Source organism: Gordonia sp. ABSL11-1 (genome assembly GCF_030315685.1).
Taxonomy (GTDB): Bacteria; Actinomycetota; Actinomycetes; order Mycobacteriales; family Mycobacteriaceae; genus Gordonia.
In genome coordinates this window covers 58,961-85,009 of record NZ_JASXSI010000018.1, presented here as the reverse complement: position 1 = coordinate 85,009, position 26,049 = coordinate 58,961, and the positions used below count along the sequence as shown (strand labels likewise).

29 protein-coding genes and 3 pseudogenes are annotated in these 26,049 nt (G+C 67.4%); 21 read left to right on the top strand and 11 right to left on the bottom strand.

The window, feature by feature from the left end; genetic code table 11:
• Position 1: 1 nt before the first annotated feature.
• Positions 2–250 (bottom strand): VOC family protein, encoded by a 249-nt coding sequence (locus QSJ19_RS19115; RefSeq protein ID WP_502876258.1) that lies wholly within the window; start codon positions 248–250, stop codon positions 2–4.
• 39 nt (positions 251–289) lie between these two features.
• Between QSJ19_RS19115 and QSJ19_RS19110 the strand changes: the two are divergent.
• Positions 290–982: pseudogene (locus QSJ19_RS19110) on the top strand (transposase); the annotation flags it as partial.
• 280 nt (positions 983–1,262) lie between these two features.
• Here the strand turns inward: QSJ19_RS19110 and QSJ19_RS19105 are convergent.
• The 3 genes from QSJ19_RS19105 to QSJ19_RS26845 all read right to left on the bottom strand — a co-directional run bounded on the left by QSJ19_RS19105 (position 1,263) and on the right by QSJ19_RS26845 (position 2,415).
• On the bottom strand, positions 1,263–1,625 hold the full coding sequence (locus tag QSJ19_RS19105; RefSeq protein ID WP_286322568.1) for a hypothetical protein: 363 nt from the start codon (positions 1,623–1,625) through the stop codon (positions 1,263–1,265).
• A 173-nt stretch (positions 1,626–1,798) separates the two neighbouring features.
• Positions 1,799–1,999, bottom strand: coding sequence for an IS3 family transposase (locus tag QSJ19_RS26850; RefSeq protein ID WP_353507162.1), 201 nt, complete (start codon positions 1,997–1,999; stop codon positions 1,799–1,801).
• A 119-nt stretch (positions 2,000–2,118) separates the two neighbouring features.
• Complete coding sequence (locus QSJ19_RS26845; protein WP_353507160.1) at positions 2,119–2,415, bottom strand: transposase; 297 nt, start codon at positions 2,413–2,415, stop codon at positions 2,119–2,121.
• 507 nt (positions 2,416–2,922) lie between these two features.
• On the opposite strand from QSJ19_RS26845, the gene QSJ19_RS19100 reads away from it, so the two are divergent.
• From QSJ19_RS19100 to QSJ19_RS19070, 8 genes are all read left to right on the top strand, one after another.
• Entirely contained in the window at positions 2,923–3,930 is a 1,008-nt protein-coding gene (locus QSJ19_RS19100; protein ID WP_502876254.1) for a hypothetical protein, read from the top strand.
• The gene (locus QSJ19_RS19095) at positions 3,927–4,940 is read left to right on the top strand and encodes a hypothetical protein (protein WP_286322567.1); all 1,014 of its coding nucleotides are present in this window, start codon (positions 3,927–3,929) and stop codon (positions 4,938–4,940) included. Before QSJ19_RS19100 ends, QSJ19_RS19095 begins: the two co-directional genes overlap by 4 nt.
• Entirely contained in the window at positions 4,941–5,774 is an 834-nt protein-coding gene (locus QSJ19_RS19090) for a hypothetical protein (RefSeq protein WP_286322566.1), read from the top strand. It abuts the gene before it with no gap.
• A complete protein-coding gene (locus tag QSJ19_RS19085) occupies positions 5,771–6,832 on the top strand; it encodes a hypothetical protein (RefSeq protein ID WP_286322565.1) in 1,062 nt (353 codons plus the stop codon). The genes QSJ19_RS19090 and QSJ19_RS19085 overlap by 4 nt, the downstream gene beginning before the upstream one ends.
• A gap of 2 nt (positions 6,833–6,834) precedes the next feature.
• Positions 6,835–7,569 carry an ATP-binding cassette domain-containing protein gene (locus QSJ19_RS19080; protein ID WP_286322564.1) on the top strand — a complete coding sequence of 245 codons (735 nt, stop codon included), beginning with the start codon at positions 6,835–6,837 and terminating at the stop codon, positions 7,567–7,569.
• Positions 7,566–8,300, top strand: a complete 735-nt coding sequence (locus QSJ19_RS19075; protein WP_286322563.1) for a hypothetical protein — start codon at positions 7,566–7,568, stop codon at positions 8,298–8,300. The genes QSJ19_RS19080 and QSJ19_RS19075 overlap by 4 nt, the downstream gene beginning before the upstream one ends.
• A gap of 558 nt (positions 8,301–8,858) precedes the next feature.
• Entirely contained in the window at positions 8,859–9,188 is a 330-nt protein-coding gene (locus QSJ19_RS26840; protein WP_353507159.1) for a TetR family transcriptional regulator, read from the top strand.
• A 93-nt stretch (positions 9,189–9,281) separates the two neighbouring features.
• Positions 9,282–9,578 (top strand): MarR family winged helix-turn-helix transcriptional regulator, encoded by a 297-nt coding sequence (locus QSJ19_RS19070; RefSeq protein ID WP_353507161.1) that lies wholly within the window; start codon positions 9,282–9,284, stop codon positions 9,576–9,578.
• Between the two features lie 516 nt (positions 9,579–10,094).
• Here QSJ19_RS19070 and QSJ19_RS19065 read toward each other — a convergent pair.
• A complete protein-coding gene (locus tag QSJ19_RS19065; RefSeq protein ID WP_286322562.1) occupies positions 10,095–10,733 on the bottom strand; it encodes a TetR/AcrR family transcriptional regulator in 639 nt (212 codons plus the stop codon).
• Between QSJ19_RS19065 and QSJ19_RS19060 the strand changes: the two genes are divergently transcribed.
• The 4 genes and pseudogenes from QSJ19_RS19060 to QSJ19_RS27045 all read left to right on the top strand — a co-directional run.
• Positions 10,632–11,159 (top strand): VOC family protein, encoded by a 528-nt coding sequence (locus tag QSJ19_RS19060; protein WP_353507158.1) that lies wholly within the window; start codon positions 10,632–10,634, stop codon positions 11,157–11,159. The two genes, QSJ19_RS19065 and QSJ19_RS19060, sit on opposite strands and share 102 nt — an antisense overlap.
• Positions 11,160–11,256: 97 nt before the next feature.
• Positions 11,257–11,796, top strand: coding sequence for an ester cyclase (locus QSJ19_RS19055; protein WP_286322560.1), 540 nt, complete (start codon positions 11,257–11,259; stop codon positions 11,794–11,796).
• Entirely contained in the window at positions 11,793–13,142 is a 1,350-nt protein-coding gene (locus tag QSJ19_RS19050; protein WP_286322559.1) for a glycosyltransferase, read from the top strand. The genes QSJ19_RS19055 and QSJ19_RS19050 overlap by 4 nt, the downstream gene beginning before the upstream one ends.
• Before the next feature lie 261 nt (positions 13,143–13,403).
• Positions 13,404–13,992 (top strand): annotated as a pseudogene (locus QSJ19_RS27045) (hypothetical protein); the annotation flags it as partial.
• Positions 13,993–14,003: 11 nt separating this feature from the next.
• Here the strand turns inward: QSJ19_RS27045 and QSJ19_RS19045 are convergent.
• The gene (locus tag QSJ19_RS19045) at positions 14,004–14,432 is read right to left on the bottom strand and encodes an SRPBCC family protein (RefSeq protein ID WP_286322558.1); all 429 of its coding nucleotides are present in this window, start codon (positions 14,430–14,432) and stop codon (positions 14,004–14,006) included.
• A 125-nt stretch (positions 14,433–14,557) separates the two neighbouring features.
• Between QSJ19_RS19045 and QSJ19_RS19040 the strand changes: the two are divergent.
• Both QSJ19_RS19040 and QSJ19_RS19035 read left to right on the top strand, forming a co-directional pair.
• A pseudogene (locus QSJ19_RS19040) lies at positions 14,558–14,768 on the top strand (IS1380 family transposase); the annotation flags it as partial.
• A 377-nt stretch (positions 14,769–15,145) separates the two neighbouring features.
• Positions 15,146–15,739 (top strand): DUF1707 SHOCT-like domain-containing protein, encoded by a 594-nt coding sequence (locus tag QSJ19_RS19035; RefSeq protein WP_286322557.1) that lies wholly within the window; start codon positions 15,146–15,148, stop codon positions 15,737–15,739.
• A gap of 53 nt (positions 15,740–15,792) precedes the next feature.
• On the opposite strand, the gene QSJ19_RS19030 is transcribed toward QSJ19_RS19035, so the two are convergent.
• The 3 genes from QSJ19_RS19030 to QSJ19_RS19020 form a co-directional block, all read right to left on the bottom strand.
• Entirely contained in the window at positions 15,793–16,485 is a 693-nt protein-coding gene (locus QSJ19_RS19030) for an alpha/beta fold hydrolase (protein WP_286322556.1), read from the bottom strand.
• A gap of 150 nt (positions 16,486–16,635) precedes the next feature.
• Positions 16,636–16,971 (bottom strand): histone-like nucleoid-structuring protein Lsr2, encoded by a 336-nt coding sequence (locus QSJ19_RS19025; RefSeq protein WP_286322555.1) that lies wholly within the window; start codon positions 16,969–16,971, stop codon positions 16,636–16,638.
• 215 nt (positions 16,972–17,186) lie between these two features.
• Positions 17,187–17,984, bottom strand: coding sequence for a hypothetical protein (locus QSJ19_RS19020; RefSeq protein ID WP_286322554.1), 798 nt, complete (start codon positions 17,982–17,984; stop codon positions 17,187–17,189).
• 1 nt (position 17,985) lies between these two features.
• On the opposite strand from QSJ19_RS19020, the gene trhO reads away from it, so the two are divergent.
• From trhO to QSJ19_RS18990, 6 genes are all read left to right on the top strand, one after another.
• Positions 17,986–18,897: an oxygen-dependent tRNA uridine(34) hydroxylase TrhO gene (gene trhO / locus QSJ19_RS19015; RefSeq protein WP_286322553.1), complete on the top strand. Its 912-nt coding sequence runs from the start codon at positions 17,986–17,988 to the stop codon at positions 18,895–18,897.
• Positions 18,894–19,952 (top strand): CobW family GTP-binding protein, encoded by a 1,059-nt coding sequence (locus QSJ19_RS19010; RefSeq protein WP_286322552.1) that lies wholly within the window; start codon positions 18,894–18,896, stop codon positions 19,950–19,952. Before trhO ends, QSJ19_RS19010 begins: the two co-directional genes overlap by 4 nt.
• A 199-nt stretch (positions 19,953–20,151) precedes the next feature.
• On the top strand, positions 20,152–21,276 hold the full coding sequence (locus QSJ19_RS19005) for an N-acetylmuramoyl-L-alanine amidase (RefSeq protein WP_502876257.1): 1,125 nt from the start codon (positions 20,152–20,154) through the stop codon (positions 21,274–21,276).
• Between the two features lie 60 nt (positions 21,277–21,336).
• Positions 21,337–22,284, top strand: a complete 948-nt coding sequence (locus QSJ19_RS19000; RefSeq protein WP_286322550.1) for an SDR family oxidoreductase — start codon at positions 21,337–21,339, stop codon at positions 22,282–22,284.
• Complete coding sequence (locus QSJ19_RS18995; protein WP_286322549.1) at positions 22,281–23,054, top strand: fructosamine kinase family protein; 774 nt, start codon at positions 22,281–22,283, stop codon at positions 23,052–23,054. The genes QSJ19_RS19000 and QSJ19_RS18995 overlap by 4 nt, the downstream gene beginning before the upstream one ends.
• Before the next feature lie 9 nt (positions 23,055–23,063).
• Positions 23,064–23,663 (top strand): nucleosidase, encoded by a 600-nt coding sequence (locus QSJ19_RS18990; protein ID WP_502876252.1) that lies wholly within the window; start codon positions 23,064–23,066, stop codon positions 23,661–23,663.
• Between the two features lie 66 nt (positions 23,664–23,729).
• Here QSJ19_RS18990 and QSJ19_RS18985 read toward each other — a convergent pair whose 3' ends face one another.
• Both QSJ19_RS18985 and QSJ19_RS18980 read right to left on the bottom strand, forming a co-directional pair.
• A complete protein-coding gene (locus QSJ19_RS18985; protein WP_286322548.1) occupies positions 23,730–24,749 on the bottom strand; it encodes a DUF6542 domain-containing protein in 1,020 nt (339 codons plus the stop codon).
• Positions 24,750–24,783: 34 nt separating this feature from the next.
• Complete coding sequence (locus tag QSJ19_RS18980; RefSeq protein WP_286322547.1) at positions 24,784–25,989, bottom strand: DNA recombination protein RmuC; 1,206 nt, start codon at positions 25,987–25,989, stop codon at positions 24,784–24,786.
• Positions 25,990–26,049: the final 60 nt, after the last annotated feature.

Here is a 26,049-nt window from a genome sequence, read left to right as displayed (position 1 = left end):
CTCAGCCATCCTCGCGAACCGAGAACACGCTGCCGTCCGGGTCGGCGAGGGTCACGGCATGACGCTCCTCAGCGAGGATCGTGGCGCCGAGGGAAACCAATCGCCGGAGCTCTGCCGTCAGGTCGTCCGCGATCAACTCGAATCGCTGCTCGTCCGGGACGCACTCGGTGCCGTCATCCTCGCCGTCCCACGCGATCTTCGTGCCGCCCGCGGGCGACTGGAAAGCGGTCTGCACGCCTTCGTCCCACACGAGCGGCCAGCCAAGCGCATCCCGCCAGAACAGGCCGAGTTCTACGGCCACCGCACGGTCGCCGCCGCGATCCGGGCCGGCGCCCAGGTGTCAGTCACCGTGCGCCAGGATGCACACATACGGGCGCAGATCGCCACAATCGCCGAGGACGCCTGGACCCCCATCGAGTACACCGACGCCATCTTCGACGCCGACAGCGGCCAGTGGGTCTCGCGTGCCGAGGTCGCCGAAATGCCGTTCACCGCGTTCACCTCCAAAGCCAAGCCACTGCAGGTTCGAGGGCGGCTGGTCGTACGCCGCATCCCCGACTTTCAGCCCGGGGGCGACGGCCTGTTCGACGTGTGGCGCTTTCATGCGTTCTTCACCACCAGCGACCTCGACACCGTCACCGCCGACAAGACCCACCGCGGCCATGCGATCATCGAGCAAGTCCACGCCGACCTGAAAGCCTCCGCGCTCGCGCATCTGCCGCCGGGAAAGTTCAGCGCCAACGCCGCCTGGCTGGTGTGCGCGGTCATCGCGTTCAACCTCACCCGTGCCGCCGCCAGCCTCAGCGGGCAGTGTCTTGCCAAAGCCACCACCCCCACGATCCGCCGCACCCTGATCTGCGTTCCCGCGCGGATCGCCTCCTCAGCCGGGCGCATCACGATGCACCTACCCACACGCTGGCCCTGGGAAAGCGAATGGAATCGGTTGTTCAACAACACAATCGGCCAACAACACGCGGCCTAACACCTAACCCGATCAGCTCGCCGGCCCCGATCTCAAAACTCAGTGAAACGAGCCGAAATCGGAGATCGGCAACTCACTCATACCCATCACCGGCCTGAACGTGCTCAACACCATTCATCGCACCCCCAAAAGCCGATCGGTGGATCGAGGAATAGCTCCACAGTCGAGAAACCTGCTCTGACCTGCATCGAAAGGGCGTTTTTGTTCCCGGGGTAGCCTGCCTCAGAGTCTCAGTGGGCCAAGGGGATTCAGTGGCCCCAAGGTGGCCCGGCAGCGGGCCTCACAGCCGTCCGTTGGCGAAGGGTAGGCGTCCACGGTGGTCGCGGAATGCGACGATCATCGCGCTCTCGATGGTGGCGGCGTCAGCGTCCGGTGTTTCACGCCAGCCGAGCAGTTCCGTGTGATCGGCGAGTTGCCAGATACGTCGGCCGCCGGTGTGCGCGACGGGCTCTCCGGCTCCATACCGCCGATACTCATCCAGGCGCACACGGAGTCCGCGACGCCCGGTCTTCCCGGCGTTGGCTTTACCGATATCGTGCACTCCGCGGTCGGAGTGGTGGATCAGCCTGGCCGCATCCTGGCCGGCCGGCGAGCGTGCCCACAAACCCATGTCCAGGGCGTCGAGCGCGAGGTCGGTGTGCATGGCTGTCAAGACCTACCGGCCGACGACCATGCGCGAGTACACGTCGAGCATCAATGCCGCGTACACCCAGCCGGAGTGGGTGCGGATGTAGGTCAGGTCGGCGACCCACAAGATACTCGGCGCTTCTGCAGCGAACTGCTGTTTGACCCGATCAGCCGGCTGTGGCGTCTCGGCTACCTCATTGCGAGTGGTCTTACGTGTTTCAACCGCGGTATCCCTTGCAATCCATCGGCTTTCATCGATCGTTCGACGGTGCGGCGGGCCACGTCGAACTCCTTTCTGCGTAGTTCGGCGTGGACCTTGCGAGTACCCTGGACACCGAGGTTGTCGTGCGTGCACGGTGCGGATCTCGCCGAGCATCTCGCGGTTGTCAGCGGTCACGAACTGCTCGTGGCGCTTCGACACGTCGAGAGCCCAGATGGGTCCGTATGGTGGACGGGCGATCTGGGCGGCCGAACCTCGCAGGGCCGCGCAAATCGGATCGACTCCGTGTTCATCGCGATGAGCAGTGACGAACTCCATGATCAGCGCTGCGGGCGGTCGATCTCCGCCGCGAAACGGCAGACGCCTGCTTCAAGATCGTGTTCGCTCGCCACAGCTCACGGTTCTCCCGTTCCCGCTGCGCGATGCGTTCAGCGTCGCTGAGTGTGGTACCCAGACGCACGCCGCCATCGACCTCGGCCTGCTTGACCCACGTCCGAAGCGCTTCAGGATGCACGCCGAGTTGGTCAGCGATCCGTTTGAGCGCTCCCGACCGCGTGGCCTGGTCCTGACGGGCTTTCACCGCCATCCGCGTTGCCCGCTCTTCAGCTCAACGCTGTACTTCCGAGGTGCTGCCGTTGCTCTATCCTTCACGGGTTCGAGAGCTCCGACAAGCCCGGGGCGATTCACACCCTCATCTGCATACCGGCACGTATGGCGTCCCCAGTCCGACGCCTGAGAATTCGCCTGTCGACCGGATGACCAAGGGAACGCGAGTGGAAGCTGTTGTTCCACAACACCATCAGGCGAAAACACGCCGCTTGAGTCCTAACTGCGCCCGGCTCACCCGGCTCCGACCCGAAACCCCGTGAAACACGCCGACATCAGAGATCGGCGACTGCCACATACCCGCACCCAGCTCGACCATGCACAACACGTTTGACCAGACACCAGAAAGCCAATCGGTGGATCGAGGCCAGAATACCGACCATCGTGATTCTTGAGTAGGCGACTGCGCCGTAGCGCCATAGAGTGCACGTCCAGCAAGGTTGCCGCTTTCGGGTTGCGGCGCGAGTCGATCCATCCGGGGGGATCTGTGCGCAAGAAATCGCATTGTCGTGAGCTGGTACTGGGACTGGCGTCGGTTGGCGCCATCGCCGGGTCGGTGTTGTTCGCCGCGCCGGCGGCGGCGGCACCCAGCCCGATCAATGGAATCCTGTCGATCGCACCGGGTTCGTGCGGCGGAGGCTCGGCTTCGGGTTCCTTCTTCCGCATGATTCTCCCCGAAGGCAACGCGTCGGGCCCGTTCTTGGCCAACGGTGACTCGACCTGTTCGGACAAGACCATCACGCTGCTCGCACCGGGCACCGACGGCGGCCTGCGCAGCGGAAGCTATCAACCGCAGCCGTCGGCGGCCTTCGACGCGCAGGGAAACGCGTTGTCGGGGAGCGTGACCAGCCCGGTGAAGTTCTACGGCATCGGCTTCGCCACGGCCACCAACCGGGTCGATCCGCAGACCCGGTCATCGACTTCGGTGCCGCAGCTCTACGTGGACGGCTCGTCGATCACGGGGAACCTCAGCGCTTTCGGCGTCACCTGGAACAGGCAGGTCTTCAACCAGGGGTCGCCCAAGCCGGGCGGTTCCTTCCCCGGCAAGACGACGCCGGTGCGCGGACAGTACGACGCGGCATCCCAGACCTATGTGATCGAGTGGACGAGCCAGATCGTCGGCGGACCGTTCAACAACTTCACCGGCCTGTGGCACCTGACGGGCCGCGTTTCCGGTGGCCCGGTGGCCGCGCCCCAGGCTCCCGGAAACGCCGGCGCCGCGCCCGGAGCGCCACGGGCGGCGCCGGGTGCACCGGCCGCACCGGGTGCCCCAGCCGCACCGGGTGCCCCGGTGGCTCCCGGTGTCGCGGCCGCGCCGGCCGCTCAGGCAGCGCCGCCCACGGTGGCCAACAATGTGACGCTGCAGGCCCGCGACGATTCGAGGTTGTCTTCCTCGCGCTGGTTCGTCGCCGCACTCGTGTTGCTGACCGCGCTGGCAACAGCGGTCCTCACCAACGCTGACCGCCTCTTCCGTGGCGGCCGGGGATCGTCGTGACAGCGGTTCCCGCAACCTTTCTCGATCTGCCGCATGCCCAGGCCGTACTCCGGGACACACCGGATCGGCTCACGCGGAACAGGTTCGCGGGTGTGGTGGTGCTCCTCATCGGCCTGCTTCTCGTCGTGGCACCGGTGTTCGGCGGTCTGTTCGGTGACGTCGCCGCCGGACGGCAGATGCTCGATCAGTTCGGGCCGCACCTGCAGGCGGACAAACTCGCGCACTACCGCGACGACGTTCGGCTGCTGCGTGACGCGGGTTCGGGACTCGATGCGATCTATCAGCGGTCCGACGTGGCGCCCGGCCGCTTTCCGGCCGTCGACGAGTACCGGCGGTCCGCGCCGGCGATCGCCGACCGTGCCGACGCGCTGCTCACGCGCATCGAATCAGGGGTGCCCGACTACCAGCGGCTCGCCGGGATCGGCGGATTCGACCGCATCCCGTTTCTGCTCGTCGGGGTGGGACTGGCCGCCCTGATCGCGAGCGCGGCGATTCTCGGATCGGCTGCGGGGGCGCGCCGTGCCGTGGTGGCGGCCGCGGTAGCGGGATTGCTGCTCGCCGCCTACCCGTTCGCCGGAGGGCTTGCGCGTGCCGGTGACTCCGGTGACCGGATGCTGCACACACTGGCGCCGGTGATGACGGCCGCCCAGGTTCGGCAGTCGCAAAGCGACTTCGTTGTCACCGTCAGCGCCCTTGGCGTACTCGACACCGAGTTCCGTTCGGTCCGGCGTGAGGGGGCCGACCACGGTGCGGTGGCCGCGCTGCAGGCGCAATGGCCACGGGTGTCGGGCGATCTGGCGGACCTGGTCGGCACGGTGAACGACAATCTCGACAACTTCGCGGCACTTCGTTCGCTCAACGCCGTCACGGCCCCGGTCGGGGCCGGCGGCTTCCGGGCTCTGCCATGGGCTCTGTTCGCCACAGGTGTCGTCCTGTTCGTGGCAACCCTCGCCGCATGGCCACGAAGGATTGTTCGCGAGCGGACCGGATCCGACGGAGGAGAGAAGTAGATGACGCCAACAGCCCATCCGAAACGGCGGTGGTCCACCACAGCGGCACTCGGCGTTCTCCTCGCCTTGGCGGTGGCGCTCACCGGACTGACCGCGTGCGGTAAGACACCGAGCATCCCGGACGGCGAGTTGGTCGGCCTGTTCCGGTTGACCCCGGGCGCGGTACAGGACGGAAAGCTGACCGGTACGTACTTCCGGATGATCCAGCCGGGCGGAACCGCCGACAACGGGCCGTACATGGTAAACGCGAACTCACCCGCCGACGGGGGACAGGCGACGATACTCGAACCCGGCAGCGCGGGCGGACTGCGCACCGGTGGGTACCAGACCCAGCCGGTTCCCGCTTTCGCCCCGGATGGTGACTCACTCGCCGGGTCCATCACCAAGCCGACGAAGTTCTTCGCGGTCGCCTTCAGCATCTCGACAAATCCGATCGATCTGCAGACGAAGACTGCCGTCCCGCCGCCGACGGTCACCCTCCACGACGGGAAGCTGACGGCCGACGTGTCGTCGTGGGCCGCGTCCTGGAACCGGCAGGACTTCAACCAGGGCGCACCGAAGCCGGTCTCGTCGACCCAGGCCAAGGCGCCGGGACAGCAACAGGCAGAACGTGTTTGGGACTGGGCAGCCAATCGGTGGCTGCAGGCACCGCAGAAGGCGACGGTCACCGGTCCCGGTGCGACCGGCACCTTCGACCCGGATACCAAGGCATTCACACTCGACTGGACCAGTCTGATCCAGGGTGGCCCGTTCAACAGCTTCATCGGAAAATGGCACCTGACGGGCACGTTCGAACCGTCGCAGAAGGCGCCGGAGAGTGCAGGTGCGTCATGAGCTGGCAGTGGCTATCCCTGAAGCCGCCATCCCTTCGGCGCCGGTCCTCTGCCGAGCCGCCGCCTCAGACACCCGATGCGGCCGGCGGCGATTCGCTTCCCGAGGATTCGGACCCGCCCACCGACAGGATCGCCGTCCCGGCCGGTGCCCTCGCGTATGCCGACGGGGGTCAGCCGGGTGCGCCGCGGGCGGATACCGGCCACCATCAGGCATTGCTGATCGCACGGGTCGTGGCCGCGGCCGTGATCGTCCTCGCACTGGTCGCCGCGATCCTGCTGCCGACGGGGCGCCCGGGGGAGTACCGCGTCGTCTCGGAGAAACAGAGTGTTGCGTCGACTCCGCCGACCAAGGTCACGGTTCCCGGCTTGACACTGCCACGCGGGTCGGTCCCGCCGGCAGCGGCGGCACCCGCCGCCGGCATCCCTCTGGCGACCGGGGTGCCGTTGGCGACGAGCCCGAACGCCGGGGCGAGCGGACCGCCGGTCAACGGCGGGACACTGAAACTCTCTCCGTCCGACGGTGCCGCCCCGGGTGGCGGCCCGACGCTGCCCGGCGGTGCCGGATCCTCCCCATTGCCACAGCAGAAGCCGTGCTCGCGCGGGTGGCCGGCGCCGCGCGCCGATCAGCAGGGTGGCCTGGGATCACTCATCGGGCTCGCACCGTTCGCGGGGCCCCTCTCCTCCGAGGCCTTCGCGCTGGGCTCGGTCTACCAGCCGATCCTCCAGTTGGCCGGTCCGATACTGGCCGAGGTGGAGCCGGTGGTGACCAGCAACCTCTACTGGATCAACCCACTGATCGACCGCGTCCAGGCGGTCGAGTCGGTCGTCCTCGCGGCCATCCTTCCCTACTACGGCCCGTACCGGCAGCAACTCCTCGATGCCGAGGTGGAGTTGGGCAGGGTGCTCACCCCGATCCTGCAGCGCTTCTACGCCTCCGACGCCGCGAGTTGCCTCGTCGCTTGGGAAGCCCAGATCGTCGACCGGGCCAAGGGAAGGCCGATCCAGGTGTTCTCTCTTGCCCGGCCCGGAGCAATCATCACCCTCGGTCCGCGCAGGTGACGGTGGTCGCCGCACCTCCGGCCGCGGGCGTGACCGTTGCGGGCGCGGTGAAAGCGGTCGAGGGGATGCGCATCCTCGACGACGTCTCGTTCACCGCGGCAGCGGGCCGGATCACGGCGCTACTCGGTCCCAACGGTGCGGGTAAGACCACCATCCTGCGGGCGATGCTCGGCCTCGTGCGCCTCGACGCCGGAGCGGTCCTCGTCGGCGGCCAGCCACCCGGGCGGGCGGGTGACCCGGCACGGACGGTGGGCGCGGCGTTGAGCATCGAAGGTCTCCATCCGGCCCGCACCGCCACCGGGCACCTCCGCATCGTCGCGGCGGCCACCGGCGTCAGCGCCGATCGGATCCGGGACGTCCTCGAGGTCGTGGGGCTGTCGTCGACGGCGCGTCTGCGGGTGGGCCAGATGTCACTCGGCATGCGGCAGCGCCTCGCCCTGGCCACCGCGCTGCTGGCCGATCCCCAGGTACTGATCCTCGACGAACCGCACAACGGGCTCGACGCGGAGGCGATCCGGTGGCTGCGTCACGTCCTGCGGCGGTTTGCCGATGCCGGGCGCACCGTGCTGATTTCGAGCCATTTGCTTGCCGAATTGCAGTGTTCCGCGGATGAAGTCGTGGTGCTGGACCGGGGCCGGGTGGTCGCGCAGTGCGCGGTCGCCGACGTCGCCGGTGCGGGGGCAGGCCCCGACGCCCTGGAGAATTGGTACTTCGACCGTGTCGGTGCGGCCAGATGAGGGCCGCGATACGCGCGGAGGTGCTGAAGATCGCGACGGTCCGTGGCCTGTGGATCACCTGGATCGTCGCCACCGTGTCGATACCGGTGATCGTGCTCGCGATCGTAGGTGGCCGTGGACTTGCTGCGGGGGGCAGCGTCGTATCCGGCGCGGTGTCGGGATTCCTGTTGCCGCTGCTGCTGTTCGGGGTCTGGGCTGCGGCGGTCGGTGCCGACGAGTTCGCCCGGGAGACGATCATCGTCAGTATCGCGCTGGAGCCGCGGCGGATACGGCTGTTCGTCGCCAAGTCGGCGACGGTTGCTCTCGCCGCCGTGGTCGGTGTCGCGATCGGGCTCGCGGTGTCGGTACCCGCGGTGATCATGATCCTGCCGCCCGGTGCGACACCGGTGGGGCCGTGGTACGCGCTGGTGTGGCCACCACTGGTTGCCGCCGCGGTGTCCGTGACCGGCGTCGCCGTCGGCGTCGCGGCCCGCTCCACCCTGACCGCGGTGGGCATCGTCGTGATCGCGCTGCTGTTCCCGGGTGCCGCGGGCGGACTGCTCGGCGCCGCTCAGCCGTGGATCGCCGGCGCCGACCCGTCCGTGGTGGTGGCCCGCCTGGTGCACAGCGGCACAATCGGTGCGGCCGAGACCTTTCCGGCGCCGGTCGGCCTCGCCCTCGTCATCGTGGTGGGGGTGAGCGTCGTGATCGCCGCGGTGGCTGCACGGCGGTTCGTCTTCATCGACATCTGATCGAAGCGTGGCGGCCCGGGCAGCGCTGCATGCCGGTCGTGAGCACACGGACCATCGCGACGGTCCATGGATGTCGTCATCGGACTTCGTTGCGCACGAACCGGGCGGGCATCGGTGAGGTTGACGTATGCATAGTGCTGCGAGCTGGGAAAGGTGGTGTGCTCTCCGGGCCCGAGGTTGATCGGGGGAGTGGGCGTCGGTGAAGGTGATGCGCAGGCGACCAGCGACGACCAGCAGCGTCTCCTGCCAGTCCGCCCGTTGTGCTGCGCGCCGTCCGCGGTGCCCGCCTCGATGCTCGGGTCGCGACGTACTTCGGTCCCGCAACCAAGGGCGACACCGGCGCCGCCATTGAACCGCCCCCGGCGTGTCCGGAGATTCTCGTTGTCGGGAACGGGAGGACTGCACGATGGTTCGCAGGGGTATTCGAAGGAGTTGCGGTGAGGGCGGTGGCGGTCGACTGTCACCGGTTCCTCAGCCCGCGGCGGCGATCTGCCGGGGTGAGTCCTGCGTCGCTCATCGGACGACATGAACAGCGTTGTCCATGCTTGGAGGTAGTCGGTGGCTATTAGCCATATCGATACGAGTGCCCGTAGCGACCACGGCGCGGCGACGCGTCCCAAGCGTGCCGACGCCCTGCACAACGTCGAGGCGATCCTCGATGCAGCCACCCGGCGGCTGGCTGTCGACCCCGACGCCAGCGTGAACGAGATAGCCGAAGAAGCCGGCGTCGGCCGGATCACGCTTTACGGTCACTTCGACTTACGGTCACTTCGACTCGCGGGCGACCCCGCTCCGCGAGGTTTCCGAGCGGGCGATCGCATACACCGACGAAGACGGGTGACCCGCCCGATGCGCTCGGTCGGCTGCTGGAGGCCACCTGGCACCTGACGCATCGCTTCGGTGCGCTCGTGGTAGCCGCGTCCCAGGCACTGTCGCCCGAGCAGATGCACCGCGCCACGATGAGCCTTTCACCCGCGCCGTATCGTCTTCCTGCTCGCCCAGCTCGGCGCAGACGCCTCCGCCGCTTTCGAGGAGGCGCTCACGCCCCTGGGCCTCACCGCGTCCGAAGTGGGACTGCTGCGCCTTGTCGGACGAAACCCGGGGATCAGCCAGAAGGCGGCGAGCGAGCAGCTCGGCGTCGGACCGAGCCGGGTCGTGGCGGTACTGGACCGGCTCGAACGCGCCGGGCACGTCGAGCGGCTGCGCAGCGTGTTCGACCGCCGCAGCCACGAAGTGCTCCTCACCCCGGACGGGGAACGACTTCTCGCAGCACTGTGACCGATCGCCGAGACCCACGAGGCGGCCTTCACCCAGGGCCTCGGCGAGGACGACCTGGACCGGCTCGCCGCCAGCCTCGCGGCCATCGCCGCATCGCGCGGAATCAGCGACGACATCCGTCGCGATACCCGCGGCGAGGGCTGAACATGCCATGACATCGACACAACCATCCGTCCCCTGACCTGCGCGCCTAGCCGTAGGCAGAAATGAGCATCCGACCGTCGTCAGAGGCGCGGATGCGTCCTCGACCCCAGGATCGGTCTCGTGACGGAGGCACACGGTCGTGAGGAGGCAATCCGCGACCGGTGCCAGCAGCGCGCGTCCTCTGGACCAGGCTGGTCATTCCGGGCGGGCGCGACATCCTGTGGGTAGTGCTCGGGCTCTCGTCGGATTCACGCTCGCCGCCCGTCACGCGGAGCCCCGGGCTCCTCGGTGCCGGTGCGGTCGCCGTCACCGGACCTCTACGACGTAGCCGAACTGGCGAAACATCACCGAAGACGGCGTCTGTCGCTGCCGTCATGAGGGTGTGTCGACGGTAGGCCCCAGCAGTGTGTGGCTGAGCACATCTACGACGAAGGATTCCCACTGTGCTGGGGTCCAGCCTCGGTCGCTGAGGACCAGGAACATGCTCAATCCCGATATGGCACAGAGTATGTCGGTTGCTTGACCGACCGGCACCCGCAAGGTGTCCATGGCGTCGAGTTGCTTGGCGAGGATCCCGAAGGCGGTCGCGGTCTGTGCCTCGTTGGTCGCCCATTGCTCGGCCATCTCGGTGTCGACGATGGCGGCATCGCGAACGACCCGCATGATCGGACCGACCCTGGTCAGGACACTTCGGCCGTTCGATGTCCAGAGTTCGAGCACCCGGCGGGGATTCGACTGTGCCCTCGCCTCTTCCAGCCACGGGCGTTCGAGAAGCGCTACGGGGTCGTCGTCCCCGACCGCGGCGACGTCGACAGCCTCCTTGAGCACGGTGCGCTTGTTGCCGAAGTGGAAGTAGACCGTCTGGACGGCGACACCTGCCTGCGCCGCGATCTGTTCCAACGTGGTGGCGTGGTAGCCGTCGGCGATGAACCGTTCGGCTGCCGCGGTCACGATCTTGGCTCTCGTCTCTCGGGTGCGTGCTCCGCGAACTCTCTTGACATCTCCACTCATGAGTTGCATTCTAACTCTAGAGTCCGACTACAAAAAGAGGAGGGTGCCGTGATCGAAGGTATTCACCACGTCAAGCTGCCGGTGAGCGATCTCGCGCGCAGCCGCTCGTGGTACGAGCAAACGCTCGGGTTTCGCGTGACGATCGAGTTCGTCGAAGACGGCGAGGTCAAGGGCGTGGCGATCACGCGCGAGGGTTGCGGGCCTGCGCTCGCCCTCCGGCACGACCCCGGTCGCGCGAAGGCGATGGCCGGCTTCGACCCCATCGCCCTGCTCGTCGGCGACCGGGACGACGTCCATGCCTGGGCGGCTGCTCTCGATCAGGCCGGCCAGCCCCATGGCGGTGTGGTCGTCGGCCACCAGGGCGGTGCGGTGCTCGTCGGCCTCCTCGACCCCGACGGAATCGAGATCCGTCTCTATGCAGATTGACCCTCGGCTGCCCACAGGGCTCATTCCCATCCATCCACACCAAGATTCACCACACCGAAGAGAGAACGACATGCCCGAAACCATCCACGCTCACGACGTGACAGATCACACCGACGGGTCTGAGCCCATAGTCGGCGACGCTGCTGTTGCCATCGCCTCGTTGCACGCCATGGGCAACGGCACACTCGACGACTTCGGCGTGCTCTACACCGCCGACGTGGTGAACCGGGAGGCCGTCGCCGAGCCACCGGACACTCGTGGCGAGGGGCCGGCAGCTATGTATGCCACGGCGCTCTGGTTACGTGCCGCGTTCAGCGACCTCGCCTGGCAGGTGCACGACCTCGCCCAGGATGGAGACCACGTCGTCATCCACGCAACAATGTCCGGTCGTCAGACCGGTCCCTTCGTCGCCTACCGGCCCGACGGCGAAGTCGAGGTCGCGTTCCCGCCACGCGGTCGTGCCTTCGCGGTCACCCAGACCCACTGGTTCCGCATGCGTGACGGCCGGGTCGCCGAGCATTGGGCCAACCGTGACGATCTCGGCATGGGAAAGCAGCTGGGCTGGACACCGCCCACGCCCGGATACCTGGTCCGGATGCTCCTGGCTACCCGCCGCGCCCGAGGGGCTTCCCGATGACCGCGCCATGCCCGACGCCCGCCCGCATCCTGTTCGCCACGACGCCCGCCGACGGACATACGGTGCCGGCGTTGCCGATCGCACGCGCTCTGGTCGAACGCGGCCACCGTGTCCGCTGGTACGCCGGGAGCAAGTACGCCGACCGGATCCGAGCCATCGGCGCGGAGTATGTCCCGATGAGCGACCACGACTTCAGCCTGATCGGTCTCGACGAGTACTTTCCCGCACGCAAGGAGCTGTCCGGCCTCGCCAAGCTGAAATTCGACATGGTCGTCGGCTTCTCCGAGCCGACCCGAACCCATCTGGCGGATTTGTCGGCCGCGCTCGAGCGTGAGCCCGCAGATCTGGTGGTCGGTGACACGGGGATGGGCGCGGGCCCGATGCTCACCGAACTCGGCGGCCCGCCGTTCGCCGCGTTGGGGATCAGCGTCGTCGGCTTCCCGAGCGACGACGTACCGCCCTTCGGGGTGGGGCTCGGGCCGACGACCACACTCCTCGGCTCCCTACGCAACAGGCTGTTGCACACACTGGTACGAAGGACTCTGTTTGCCGGGATGACTCGCGCCGTCAACCAGATCCGGATCGATCACGGCCTGCCGACGCGCGACGAGATCGTGTTCGAGTACATGCTGCACGCTGCCCTTTACCTCCAACTGGGGGCGAAAGGATTCGAGTACCCGCAGCGCGATCTTCCCGGGCATGTCCGTTTCGTCGGCCCTGTCCGCCCCGAGCCGCTCGACAGCTGGACCGAGCCGGAGTGGTGGGCGGATCTGGGTGCCGGCACGCCGGTGGTCGTGCTCAACCAGGGCACCGTGGCCACCGACCCGGCGGAGCTGTTGCAGCCCGGGCTCGCGGCGCTGGCCGACGAGGACGTCCTGGTGGTCGCGGTGACCGGAGGCAGGGATCCGCGAGACCTCGGCGCGCTGCCGGCGAACGCTCGCGTCGAGCGGTTCATCCCGTTCGACCGGCTGCTGCCGTTGGCCGACGTGCTGGTCACGAACGCCGGCTTCGGCGCCGTTCAACTCGCGCTCGCCGCCGGAGTGCCGATTGTCGCCGCGGGGAAGACCGAGGACAAGATCGAGGTCGCTGCCAGGGTCGGCCGGTCCGGGGTTGGAATCAACCTGCGGACCCAGCGGCCACGACCGGACGCCATCTCTGCCGCCGTCCGTCAGGTGCTGGGCGACAATCGTTTCCGACGGCGAGCCGCGGAGCTACAGAGCGAGATCTCCGCCGCAGGTCGCGAGCACGGCGCTGTTGACGAACTGGAGAAGCTGCTGTGCCAGAGGCGAAAGGGTGTGCAACTCGATCCGCTCACTGAACAACAGCCCGTTCCGCGTGTTGGCTGACCGGCATCGGTCCAAGGTCCACAACGATCCGTCGCGGCGCCCACACAGGGTGGTTCGGATCCGGCGATGAGTCGTGGTCTGTTGCGCATGCGTTCTTGGTGGGGGCGTGCGTGTTTGGCGGCGGTACGGGTGCGGCGTCGTCGCGGGCGTCGAGTTCCCGCGGCACACCCGTCGGACCGCGAGGCCGGCGCCAATGGGGAGGAGAATGGACGCTGCTGCAGACTTTCGCCGGCGATCTCGCTCCGCTGGACGACGCTGTGACACACCAACACCGTGTCCTGTGGCGGATACGAGAGCCATCTCGAAGAGCGGGAGGCGGCGCGCCGGCACCGGCGCGGAGAATACGAGGAATTCGCAGACGAGAAGGCCGATCCGGTTGGGACAGGCGTAAGCACAGCGCGAATGGTCGGGTCAAGGCATTCGCAACGGTACCCGCAAAGCTCCCGACACCGAGAAGGTCCGATGTCGTGCGGCCACCGAATCGTACCAACGGGGCAGGAAGTTCGATGTTGCTCACGCTGCTCCTCGGCAGGATCGGACCCGCGCGGGGACCGCGCAACTCGATGCCAACGTCGCCGTCGGCGAAATCGACAAGGCGAGTGGCCGATGCACGGGCACAACGCCACTGGCCGACTGATTCGGCGTCGTCGTCCCCGATCTGAGTCCCGTCAAAGTTCGGACGCCGCTCGCGAAGCCCACTTGCGCGCCGACCACGGCGATCAGGCCTGCTGGCGATCTGTCGCCGGGCTAACGGGGGCTAACGGACCCGGGCTGCGCTCGCGCTGCTGCGGGCTCGCGGAACCGATGTTCCGGTAGTCGACGAGCGACCAACCGCCTCGACCTGCCTGCCCACCGAACTCGTCACGTGCCCATCGTCTTCACCAGGTCGGCGAACTTGGGGAGCAGAACCCGGTTCCACGAGCGCTCGATGCCGTTGCGTGCGAACTTCTGGTGGCGATCCTTGATGTCGAACCCGCTCATCCGCCAGAACAGGCGGGTGCCGCGCCCGTGTGGACTCAGGCGATAGTCCATGATCCAACGCTGCGGCGGGTCACCCCGAAGGTCTGTCCAACTGTAGGCGAGATGGTCGGGTTCTGATGCGGCAACGACCTGGCACGCCATCTCCGCGTTGGGCTTGTCCGGTACCGCTACCTGAACGATAAACGTCGTACCGACCGTTGGCTCGAACCCGACAGTCGGCGAAAGCCACCGGGCGATGAGCTCGGGCTCGGTAAGTGCGCGCCATGCGACAGCGGGCGGATGCTCCACGAATACGGAGAGATCGATCATGGACGGGTCCTGCTCCGATTCCTCGAACATCGCTCAACCGTAGACGCGTTATCAGCAGGCCCAGAAAGGCACCGCAACGGGATCGTCGGGGCGACCCGATCTTGACGACGTACGCACCGCCGCGGAGTTTCAACGCGAACGCCGCCTGGCCGGCGTCTGCGGTCCTCGCGTTCAACCTGACCCGCGCCGCCGCCAGCCTCAGCGGATCCCGCCTGGCCACAGCCACCACGTCCACGGTTCGTCACACCGTGATCACCGTGTCCGCCCGCGTCGCGTCTTCTCCCACCGCGACTCACCCTGCACCTACCGGCCCGTTGGCCTCGGAGGACACCGTAGCGAGGGAGACCGAATACTGTCTTCGAGTCCGAGGACGACGACGGCAACAAGCACTCCGAGCGCAAGTCCCTGGATCCCACTCTGATCGAGGGCGAGACGTGGTCCGTCAGCAAGCGCAACAAAGGCGGGAAGGAAACCAACCTTCACGATGGATCGCCGTAGTTGAGCGAATGAGGCGACATATGGGTCGACGAACATGCGTTCGGAGCCCTCGCCGATCGCCTGCGGGTTGCCCGAGACGCCCAGGCACGCGGTGCGACCCGGTCGACACCCGAGGTCGTGTGAGCGCTGGTAGATGAGACGCCAAGCGACACGTAACAGACCCCCGCGCACACCGGCTTTTCACGCTGGCAGTGTGGCCGCATAGGGTGGCAGGCATGGCCGACAGCGTCGAAGACCAGGACGTCCGAGTCGGACACCCGGAGCGCGAGCGGGCGACCAGCCTGCTCAGCGATGCGTTCTCGTCCGGATATCTGGAGATCATCGAGTTCGAGGAACGCTCGGAGGCAGTCATCGCCGCACGTACCCGCGGAGACCTGCGTGCGCTGCTCGCCGACCTGCCGAACGCCGCGATGCTGTTCCCGGATGCCCGTCCGACCGCGACGTCGTCGACGGCCGTCACACCGGCCGGCCGCACGGAGTGGGACATCGACTGGACGACCCTGCGACGCAAGGGCGGATGGCAGGTCCCACCGGAGATGTTGGTCAGCGGTTCCTGGGGCACGCTCGATGTCGACTTCTCGAAGGCGGTCTTCACCACGGCGACAGTCGATCTGGCGCTCCAGGTCTCGACCTGCACGGTGAAGCTGCGACTCGGCGCCGACCAGGAGATCCGGAGCGCGGACCTTACGACGACGGGGTGGTCGTCACTGAAGGACAAGGCCGGCCCTCCGGCGAGGCCCGGTGGGGCGGTGATCGTCCTGTCCGGCGCACTGTCGGCGATGACGGGGCTCGTGATCAAGCGGGTGTGATCGGTGTGCCTGGAGTGGCACCCGCTTCGGTACATGGCCGTACGCGAGCGCCCTCAGCCGGTCAGGAGCGCGTCGGTGACCTCGATAGGCCGACTCAGTCCCATGAGGTGACCTCCCGGCACGACCATCGGGTCGACGCCCAGACGTTCTCGGGCGATGACCTGCTGGAAGTCCGGTGGGAAGAAGCGGTCGTCGCGTCCGGTGATGACCCGCATCGCGGCCGGCCACTCGTCGAACGGGGTCGGGCAGCTCATGATGTCCTCTGCCTGCTCGGGTTCGGGACGGCTCATGGCCTGGGCCACGAGGTCGGCGGGGAGGTCGTGGAAGAACTCGGCCATCATGTCGACATCGTCGCCGAGGACGCGACCCTGCTCTGCGGCCAATGCGGCGCGGGCCGGTCCGGCGCCGCTCGTGGAGAACCAGTGCCCAGGGGTCTCGCGTGGATTCGGGATCATCGCGTTCGCCAACACGATCCCGTCCGCGCCCAGACGGGCGGCCAGGACCGGGGCGGTGAAACCGCCCAGCGAGAGTCCCACGACGATCATGTCGTCGTCCACCGGATTGACGCCTGCCGAGGTGAGCTGGTCGATGCACGCGTCCGCGTAGGTGTCGAAGTCGGCGTCGGGGTTCGCGGCGGGCAGCGCGAGCGCGACCGCACGGTGTCCGCGCCCGGCCAGTTCCGCGACCACCCGATGCCAATCCCATGCGTCTCCACCGGCCCCCGGTATGAACGCGAACGTCGTCACGGGGTCATCGTAGGCAGGGTGATGCCGGGAATGGCGGTGAACGATCCCTGCGGCCGGGCCGGTACGACGACAGGCCCGGTCCGTGGAACGGACCGGGCCTGTCGTAGGCCACCGATGGCGGCGTGAGTCGGCGGCGTGTGCCGCCATCGATCAGTGCGCGGCCTCGAATGCCTCGATCACGCTGAGCGGGATACGGCCACGATCGCTGACGTCGTATCCGTTCTTGTTCGCCCAGTCGCGAATCGCCTTCGTTTGTTCTTTGCTCCGCGTCGTCGAGATCGGAGTCGTACGCTTCACGCCACGCGATGACGTGACCCGCGAAACCGAGACGTACTTCGTCAGAGAATCGCGGAACTGCGCGGCATGTTTCGCCGATGTGTCGAATTCGTAGGTCTTTCCGTCCAACGACCAGCGCACGGTCTCGTAATCGTCGAGGACCTTGCCGTCGATGTCATCAATGACTTGAACGATTTCCTTCTTCGCCATGGTGAACTCCCTGTCCTCGTGGTGAGAATCTGTTCTCGCGTGAATTGTCCCGACCAACGAGTCGTGGTACGCAAAGTCTGGGCTGACGGGGCAACAACCTTTGATTCACTTTGTTGGTCGAACACATACTAGACCTTACAAATTAAGGAGTTCCTGAGAACCTCGCCATTCCTCGGGGTATGCAAAGAACGCATCCGGAGGCAAGGCGGGATCGGTCACGAAGTGGGCGGAGGGACGTTTCTGGTCTCGGGTTCAGAACTGTTTGCCGGCCCGTCGTCGGCGGTGGCGGATCCGGGCAGGCCGACCAATGCGGCCGGTGCGCGGTCGGCGGCTTCGATTGCGCGGTAACCCGTTGGTGTGAGGGCGAATCCGGATTTCGAGCGTGATTCCAGACAGAACACTCCCGACACCTCGACGAGGCACGAGAATCGTGACACGGAAATCGTGTACCCGTAGTCGACGATTGAACTCCGGTAGAGAGCCGGATAGCGGTTCGAGCACGCGCCGTCCTCGGCACCATCGGAGTGGAGGATCACGAGATTTCCGGCCCACTGGCACGTCGTCGGCGTGTCGGGAGGTGGAGTCCCGCGCCTTTCGGTGTTGATGCGACAAGCCAGCGTTGCTGTTCCATTGGTTCCTGTCGAACAGTTCACGCTACGGCTGGGATTCGAGAAGTGAAACCGTGAGGTGTCCACCAATGCAGATTCCGGGGTGACCGACCCTTGGTGATACCGGGAATTGTCCACGCGGGGCGCGAGAGCGATAACCCGCCCATAGGTCCAGTTGGGCAATGCGGCGACCGGTGTGTCGTCGTCGGAGAGTTGAGATGTGGTCGTGGTGGTCGTGATCTCGGATTCCGTCGACAACACATCGGTCGGCGGGATCACGATCTGCGACGGTGTCGTCTCCGTCGGCACCGAGCATGCCGACAACACTCCCGCGGCGAGAACGGTACCGGCGAGAATGCCCCAGACGCGTCGCGATCGGTGTCCCGGGTGTCCGTACTCTTGCACTGTGTCGACCCCCAAGATCGTGTTGTTCTACGTGTTCACACCGCTGGCGGATCCGGAGGCCATCCGGCTGTGGCAGCAATCGGTGTGTGAACAGCACGGTCTCCGGGGCAGGATCATCGTGTCACCTCACGGCATCAACAGCACGGTCGGTGGCGACATCACCCAGGTGAAAAAGTACGTGAAGGCGACGCGGTCCTATCCCGCGTTCAAGAATGCCGACATCAAATGGTCGGATGGCAGCGGTGACGATTTCCCTCGCCTGAGCGTCCGCGTGCGTCCGGAGATCGTGACGTTCGGTGTCCCCGGCGAGGTGGCGGTCGATTCCCGCGGTGTCGTCGGCGGCGGGGTCCATCTGAGTCCGCAGGATGTCCACGCCCTCGTCGCCGACCGGGGTGACGAGGTGGTCTTCTTCGACGGTCGCAACCGGATCGAGGCAGAGGTCGGCCACTTCGACGGTGCCGTCATCACAGATGCCACCTCCACCCGCGATTTCGTCCCGCTGCTCGACAGCGGTCGCTACGACGACCTCAAAGATCGTCCGGTCGTCACCTACTGCACCGGGGGCGTGCGGTGCGAGGTGCTCACGAGTCTCATGCGGGCCCGGGGATTCCGGGAGGTGTACCAACTCGACGGCGGCATCGTGCGATACGGCGAAGAGTTCGGCGACCGGGGGCTGTGGCAGGGCTCCCTCTATGTGTTCGACGAGCGGATGACCGTGGACTTCTCGGATGACGCGCCCGTCGTCGGCGCCTGTGTCCGATGCGGCACCGCCACGAATGCGGTCGCGAACTTCCCGGATGCGCTGGGCCGGGAACTGGCGGTGCTGTGCCCGTCGTGTCAATCCGAGGTCGCCGGTGACGTCGGTCCGACCGGCGAGGCCGAGAAGCCCGCGGTGGGGGAGCGGCACCGGTGAGTCGTCGGCAGGTGCCCGTCATCGTGGTGGCCGGCTTTCTCGGGTCCGGGAAGACGACGCTGCTCAATCACCTGTTACGCCAGGCGTCCGGATCGCGGATCGGAGTCCTCGTCAACGACTTCGGTTCCATCAACATCGACGCGATGCTGATCGCCGGGCAGACGGACGGAACCGTGAGTATGTCGAACGGGTGCATGTGTTGCAGTGTCGACGCCGACGGGGTGGAGGATGCGCTCACCCGCCTGCTGCGGCCGTCTGCGCAGATCGATGCCATCGTGATCGAAGCCAGCGGGATCGCCGAACCCCGGGCACTGATCCGGATGATCACCGGCTTCGCCGACCCGCGGCTGCGCTACGGCGGCCTGGTCTACGTCGTCGACGCCGCACAGTTCGCCGATCTGCGTGTGCGACATCCCGAGATCGACCGGCACATCCAGATCGCCGATCTGGTCGTCGTCAACAAGACCGACCTCGTCGGCGAGGCGCAGATCGCCGACGTCCGTGCACTGGTGGCGGCGAGCAACGACACTGCTCCGATGATCGCGACGGCCGACGCCGTCGTCGATCCCGAGATGCTCTTCGACGCCCGTCGCCGGTCGGGCGACGACTCCGCACCGCGCCACGGGCAACTGACGCTCGACGAACTGCTTGCCGAGGACTCACACGCGCATCCGACCTCGGGTGGCGAGGACCACCGGGACCATCTGCACGAGCGCTATCAGTCGGTCGAGTTCGTCTCCGACGCCCCGATGAATCCGCGTCGACTGGCCGAATTCCTCGAACGTCCGCCTGCGGGGTGCTACCGCATCAAGGGTGTGGTCGCGTTCGACGTCCCCGGCCATCGTCAGAAGTTCATCGTCCACGGTGTCGGCGGGTTCGTCCGCGTCGAGCGGCGAGCGTGGGGCGGTGCACAGCGGGCCACGTCCATCGTCGTGATCGGCGCCGGCGTGGACCCTGACGCGGTCCACACGGCCCTGACCTGCGCTGTCGACGATGGTGTGCCTGATGAGCACGGCATTCTCAGCATCACCCGGCACCTGGTCACAGCTCCCTAACGGTTTCGATCGGCCCAGGTCGCGAATTTTCAAAACAGCCGGCGGCCTGTTTCACTTGGTACGAATGTGACTAATGTGGCCAGTGTTGCATCTTGGAAGGGAGTGTGGCGCCCGATCCGACCGCAGGTCGGCCGAGGGCGTCCGATGTGTGATGACCCAGCGACGCAGGATGACCCAGCAGATGACGATCCAGAGTGTGATGACCCGCCGTGTGCCTGTCTGGCATGGAGGGCTGCTCCGCCGACGAATGATGGCGACCGCGGTGTCGGCACTGATGGTCGTGGCCGGCTCGATCGCCGTCACTACGGCGACGGCACCCACCGCGGGCGCCGCCCCCGGGGTCAACATCCTGGCCGGCAAGACGATCTTCCTCGATCCAGGTCATCAGGGGAGTTCGGCCGGACACAGTCTCAACGCCCAGGTGCCCGACGGTCGTGGCGGGAAGAAGGACTGCCAGACCACCGGGGCCACCGCGGTGAACGGCGCCAAGGAGCACACGGTGAACTGGCAGATCACCCAACTGGTGAAGTCGGGACTCGAGAGCCAGGGCGCCCGCGTCGTGCTCAGCCGTCCCGACGACACCGGCTGGGGTGGATGCGTCGACCAGCGGGCCGCTGCCGCCAGTCGGTCCGGTGCGGCGGTGGCCGTCAGCCTGCACGCCGATTCGACGACCGCAGGGTCCGACGGGTCGAAGAAGGGCTTCCACATGATCGTCCCGTCGCTGCCGGTGCCGGATGCGACGGTGAACCGCGTACAGGGTGGCGACGGGCGCACGGCGTCGACGACGATGCGCGACGCCTTCCTGAAGGCAGGCTTCCCGGCGGCCAACTACGCCGGGGTCGACAAGGGGATTCAGACCCGCTCGGACATCGCGGCGGTGAACCTGACCAAGGTGCCGGCCGTGTTCATCGAGATGGGCAACCTGTCCAATCCCGGTGAGGCTGCGGCACTCTCGGGCAAGGACGGCCAACTCAAGTACGCCATGGCCATCACCGACGGCATCATGAACTACGTCCGCGGACCGGCCGCCGCGCCTTCGGTGCCCAACAACAGTGCGCCCGACAACAGTGCGCCCAGCACGTCGGCGCCCGGTGGGACCTCGGGTACCGCGAATCCGCCGACGACGACAGCGCCGAGCGGCACGACCGACGACTCGGGTCTGGCATCGGTGATCCCCTTCGTGCAACAGCTCCTCGGCACCGAGGACCCGCAGGCCATCGCCCAACTCCTCCTCGGCCAGGGTCAGGACGTGTCGGCCGAGGTACTGAGGGCCATGCTCTCGATCGTCTACGGCCTGTTCGGTGGCAAGCTGCCGATCGGCTGAGGGCCCGGCCTGTCGTCGAAGGTCGATGCCGGGGCTCGTGATCGCCACTAGGGTGGGGCCATGGGGCTCAAAGATCTGATCGTGATGAAGACGCCGGTGCCCACCCTGGCAGGTCGCACCGTCCTGATCACGGGTGCGGCGAGCGGGATCGGGCGGGCCACCGCGAAGGCGGCGGCCGACGACGGCGCGCATCTGGTGCTGACCGATCTCCATCCGGACGCACTCGACGCGGCCGTGGCGGAGATCGGGGCCGACGGCGGGTCGGTCGTCTATCACCAGGCCGGCGACATCTCCGACCACGACTGGGTGCGGTCGTTCGCCAACCAGGTCGATGCCGAGGTCGGCGTCATGGACGTGGTGATGAACATCGCGGGAGTCTCGGCGTGGGGGACCGTCGAGAACCTGGAGCATCGGCACTGGCGCACGATGGTCGACGTCAATCTGATGGGTCCGATCCACATCATCGAATGCTTTGTCCCGCAGATGATCCGGCGCGGGCAGGGGGGACACCTGGTGAACGTGTCGTCGGCGGCGGGATTGCTCGCCCTGCCGTGGCATGCCGCCTACAGCGCCAGCAAGTTCGGCCTGCGCGGTGTATCGGAGGTCTTGCGCTTCGACCTGCGTCGGCACGGGATCGGCGTGTCGCTGGTGTGCCCCGGCGGTGTGGACACCCCGCTCGTGGAGTCCGTCGACATCGTCGGCATCAATCGGGACGACCGACGGGTGAAAGCCGCCATCAACCAGTTCCACAAGTCGGCCGTCTCGCCCGAGAAGGCTGCGGACGCGATCCTGAAAGGTATTCGTAAGAACCACTTCCTCGTCTACACCTCCTTCGACATCCGGTTCGGGTACTGGTGGTCGCGGAAATTCGCCCTGCCCTACGAGATCGCGATGCGCGTCGCGAATGATCAGTTCGACCGTCTGGCGAAGGCCACTGCGCGGTCGTCGGAACGTGCCGGCCTCACAGCCCCTGACGACACCACCGACACCGATGTCACCTCCGGATGACCTCGGTCTTCCGGAAACAGCGTCGCGACGTCGACCCCGACTTCTTCCGTGCCGAGGCGGCGGGTCTGCGCTGGCTGGGTGCCGGCGGTGGTCCTGTGGTGGGCGTCGTCGACGTCGGTGAGGACTTCATCGAGCTCGATCGCCTGGAGTCCGCACGTCCCACCCGCCGTGCGGCCCAGGCGTTCGGCGGTGCGCTCGCCCGGTTGCACGATTCCGGTGCAGCCGAATTCGGCTCCGCACCTGAGGGATTCGACGGCCACCAGTTCATCGGTGAGCGTCCGCTGAGTTCGCGGACACATTCCGGATGGGGTGAGTTCTACGCTGCCGAGCGTGTGTTGCCGTATCTCGCGCCGGCGATCGACGCGGGCAACATCGGCGCCGACGACGTCGACGCGACGCGCCAGGCGTGCACCCTGATCGCCGACGGCGTCTTCGACGACGGTGATGCCCCGTCGCGCATCCACGGAGACCTGTGGACGGGGAATGTCGTCTGGACGTCGGACGGCGTGGTCATGATCGATCCCGCCGCACACGGGGGGCACCGGGAGACCGACCTGGCGATGCTCGCGCTGTTCGGATGCCCACTGCTCGATGACATCGTGGCGGGCTATGAGGCGGTGCATCCGCTGCGGGCGGGATGGCACGACCGGGTGGCGCTGCACCAGCTGCATCCGCTGGCCGTCCATGCCGCCGGTCACGGTCCGACGTACGGGTCGGCTCTGGGGCGTGCGGCGCGGGCCTGCGTCGCGCTCGCCGACGGTGGGCGCTAGCGTCGGTCCGTGTCCATCGATCGTTCCGTCCTGGTCGTCGCCGCCACGCGGGCGGAGGCGAAATATGTCCCCTCCGGTGCCCGATTGCTCATCACCGGTATCGGCAAGGTCCGTGCCGCGTCCGCTCTCACCCGGGTCCTCACCGAGTCCGTACTGGCAGATGGTCACGACCCCGGCGGTGTGGACCGCGAACCCCCGGTGCGCAGCGTCGTCAACGTCGGGACCGCAGGGTCCCTGCACGATCACCATGCCGGTCTGTTCTGCCCGTCGGTGGTCGTCGAGCATGACATCAGCAGCGCGGAACTCCGGTCGATGGGCTATCCGGTCGTGGACCGGTGGGAACTGCCCGACGGCGACGGCACCGTCCTCGCCTCCGGCGACACGTTCGTCGCCGATCCCGCGCGACGCGCGACGCTTGCGCAGATCGCCGACCTCGTGGACATGGAGGGATGTGCCCTGGCGCATGTGAGTGCTGAGTTCGGGGTGCCGTGCCGAATGGTGAAGGTGGTGAGCGACGGCGCCGACGAGGGTGCGCTGGACTGGCCCGAACTCGTGGACGCTGCAGCGCGACAGCTGGGTGAGTGGCTGGAGGTCGATCGGGTCTGGTGAGCCGATCGACGGTGTCGGAAAGGCGTGCTCCCCGGCGGTCCGCGGTGAGTGACGCTGATCGGGCGATCAGCCGCGGTTGCGCGCCCGGGTCGAGGGGTAGCCGGACGTCGATGCCTGCCGGGTCTGTGCCTGCCGCGTGGGAGCCTGTCGGGTCGACGACTCGTATCGCGCGTGGTCACCGCTCGCCGACGACGGGCGTGGGCGGACGGCCGCGGCAGTGGGCCGGGGATCGGCCATCGCCTGGGCGTCGGGGCTCGCGGGATCATCCTCGTCGACGCCGTTGATGCGTTCACCCGCTTCGGCGCGGTATACGGCGCCGGCGGTCGCCCGGCGCCTCGGAGCGGGCGCGACCGGCGCTGCCGCGGCGGCGGTGCTGTCCGGACGTGGTGTCGAGGTCCGGCGGGGCTTCGCGTCGGCGGTGGGGCCGGGCGTCTTCGTAGTGCGCTCGCCGGATTCGGTCTGCCGGTTGCGCGGTGTGGCAGACCGGGCGGCACGTTCCGCCGTCGTCCGCGACCGTCGCTCGGTGCCCGAAGCGCGCTGATCGGTGTCCTTCGCCCCGGCTGTCGCCGTGGCAGGAGCGGATCGCTTCCTCGCGGTGGAGGCCTGTTTCGATGTCGACGATCCCGCGGCACGCCTGCGCGTCCCCGTCGATCGATCGCGCGTGAGGTACCACCGGGCCACGACCAACGCGAGGGTGACCAGGAAGGTCAGTGCCATCCACGGGAAGGCGTTCGCGATCGGCAACAGCACGCGGAAGATCAGACTCTTCAGTCCTGACCCAGCCCGGTCGGCGTTGAGCGTGTAGAGCGCGATGATGCCGACAAGGAAGGCGATCAGAGGAGGCTGGGCGGCTGCGGTGAACAGGGCGCGCCGGCGGACGGCCAGAGCCGCCGCGACACAGCCGACGAGATAGCAGAACTTGAAGATGGCGCCGAGAGCGTCGGTGTTGCTCGCGTCGATCACAGCACCGATGCCGGTGATGACCGTCGCCACGAGCACCGCACCCCACCAGGGGAGACCGCGGACCGTGGGGAGCACGGACTGCTGATCCAGCGGCACCGCTGAACGCTGTTGGGCAGAAGACACATGTTGACGGTACCGGGTCAACCCCCGATTTCCGCTAACCCCCGGGTGATGTTGCCCATCGGTCGTCGCGATCGGCGTCCTCGCTGGTCCGGATACCTCCCGCGTTGCGGACCGAGATGTCGACCGGCGCGGCGACGGTGTGTTCCGACTCACCCTCGAGTGCGTCCAACTCGGCCAGCTTGCGGGCTGTCACCGCGACCCGGCTGTCGACGGCGCCCACCGTCGAGTTGAAAGAGTCGACGGCCCGGCGAAGTGATCCGCCCAGTCGATCGAGGTGACCCAGAACACCCCCGATCCGATGGTGCAGCTCGGTGCCGAGCTGATGGATGGCGGCGGCGTCACGAGCCATCGCGTCGTGACGCCAGCCCAGGGCGACGGTACGCAGCAGCGCGACGAGGGTGGCCGGGGTGGTGAGCACGACATTCTTGGCGAAGCCGTACTCGATCAGTTCGGCGTCGGCTCGGACGGCCGCTTCGAGGACCGGGTCGCTGGGGAGGAAGAGCACAACCATCTCCGGGGTGTTCTCGAACGCCGACCAATAAGCCTTCGACGACAGCTGAGCGATGTGGGCGCGGACGGCGCGCGCGTGCTCGGAGAGATGAGGTCCGGCGACGCCGGTATCGCCGGCCTCGACCGCTGCGAGATAGGCGTGCAGCGGGACCTTGGCGTCGACGATGATGTCGCGGCCGCCGGCGAGGTGGACCACCATGTCCGGTCGTACCGCCCCCGACGGTCCGTCGGCCGACACCTGCGTGCTGAAGTCGCAGTGACGTGACATACCGGCGAGCTCGACCACCCGTTCCAGCTGCAACTCGCCCCATCGCCCGCGGACGTGGGGTGTGTGCAGCGCATTGGAGAGCTGGCGTGTCTGGTCGGACAACCGCGCCGACATCGCGTGCATACCCCGCACCTGCTCGGTGAGCCCGGCGTAGGCGCTGACCCGATGGTGTTCGGTCCTCCGCAGCTCGTCGGACAACTGGGCGAGCACCCCGCGCAGCGGATCGACGATGTGGGCGACCTGCGAGCCGATCGCCGACGACTGGCGGCGGGCCGCCTCCTCGGACGCCGACGACAGCGAGTGCGTCACCATCGCCTGCGCCTCCCGGATGCCGTCGAGCTCGGCCCGGGCGGCGGCCAGCGCCGCGGCGGACCGCGAGGCGTTGGCCAGCCACCCGATGACGAGCCCGACGAGCATGCCGGCGATGAGGGCGATGACGACCGAGGTGTTCATGGCCGTCATCGTGCTCGACGGGTACGACAGTGTCGCGGCTCGCTCGGCGCTCGCTACTCCTCCGCTCGC

What these genes read in the sequence shown, in the direction of transcription:
- QSJ19_RS19105 (WP_286322568.1), bottom strand. Translation starts at nt 1,625, where the DNA reads ATGCACACCGACCTCGCGCTCGACGCCCTGGACATGGGTTTGTGGGCA.
- QSJ19_RS26845 (WP_353507160.1), bottom strand. Translation starts at nt 2,415, where the DNA reads ATGGCGGTGAAAGCCCGTCAGGACCAGGCCACGCGGTCGGGAGCGCTC.
- QSJ19_RS19090 (WP_286322566.1), top strand. Translation starts at nt 4,941, where the DNA reads ATGACGCCAACAGCCCATCCGAAACGGCGGTGGTCCACCACAGCGGCA.
- QSJ19_RS19085 (WP_286322565.1), top strand. Translation starts at nt 5,771, where the DNA reads ATGAGCTGGCAGTGGCTATCCCTGAAGCCGCCATCCCTTCGGCGCCGG.
- QSJ19_RS19075 (WP_286322563.1), top strand. Translation starts at nt 7,566, where the DNA reads ATGAGGGCCGCGATACGCGCGGAGGTGCTGAAGATCGCGACGGTCCGT.
- QSJ19_RS19065 (WP_286322562.1), bottom strand. Translation starts at nt 10,733, where the DNA reads ATGAGTGGAGATGTCAAGAGAGTTCGCGGAGCACGCACCCGAGAGACG.
- QSJ19_RS19050 (WP_286322559.1), top strand. Translation starts at nt 11,793, where the DNA reads ATGACCGCGCCATGCCCGACGCCCGCCCGCATCCTGTTCGCCACGACG.
- QSJ19_RS19045 (WP_286322558.1), bottom strand. Translation starts at nt 14,432, where the DNA reads ATGATCGATCTCTCCGTATTCGTGGAGCATCCGCCCGCTGTCGCATGG.
- QSJ19_RS19035 (WP_286322557.1), top strand. Translation starts at nt 15,146, where the DNA reads ATGGCCGACAGCGTCGAAGACCAGGACGTCCGAGTCGGACACCCGGAG.
- QSJ19_RS19025 (WP_286322555.1), bottom strand. Translation starts at nt 16,971, where the DNA reads ATGGCGAAGAAGGAAATCGTTCAAGTCATTGATGACATCGACGGCAAG.
- QSJ19_RS19005 (WP_502876257.1), top strand. Translation starts at nt 20,152, where the DNA reads ATGACCCGCCGTGTGCCTGTCTGGCATGGAGGGCTGCTCCGCCGACGA.
- QSJ19_RS19000 (WP_286322550.1), top strand. Translation starts at nt 21,337, where the DNA reads ATGGGGCTCAAAGATCTGATCGTGATGAAGACGCCGGTGCCCACCCTG.
- QSJ19_RS18995 (WP_286322549.1), top strand. Translation starts at nt 22,281, where the DNA reads ATGACCTCGGTCTTCCGGAAACAGCGTCGCGACGTCGACCCCGACTTC.
- QSJ19_RS18980 (WP_286322547.1), bottom strand. Translation starts at nt 25,989, where the DNA reads ATGACGGCCATGAACACCTCGGTCGTCATCGCCCTCATCGCCGGCATG.